The 279-nt window shown below is 50.5% G+C and carries 1 protein-coding gene; it reads left to right on the top strand.

From position 1 onward, the window contains the following. Positions 1-279 (top strand): hypothetical protein (locus LZP73_RS21140; protein ID WP_234236977.1); only part of this gene is annotated, 279 nt, incomplete at both ends.

Genomic DNA, 279 nt, shown 5'->3' on the forward strand with positions numbered 1-279 from the left:
TGAAAGAAAAGATCGCCACGTCTGAAGGACAGCAAGTCGCACAGACCCTGCAGCAAACCGGGGATACCCGCGAACTGCTGGATATTCTGGCGGATGATAGCTGGCTCAAAAATGAATACCACGGGGAGGAGGAAATCTTTACCGGACTGGAATCGTTAAACGATCTGGTTCGTCTTGCTGCGGCAATGGGGTCTGAATTTCCTTTTGACGAATATGCAGAAGTGCAGAAACTGCCGGTGATCGACGTGGAATTCAGCCATCTGGTGGGGATGGATGAAT

The organism is Shewanella sp. AS16 (genome assembly GCF_021412365.1).
Classification (GTDB): domain Bacteria; phylum Pseudomonadota; class Gammaproteobacteria; order Enterobacterales; family Shewanellaceae; genus Shewanella; species Shewanella salipaludis.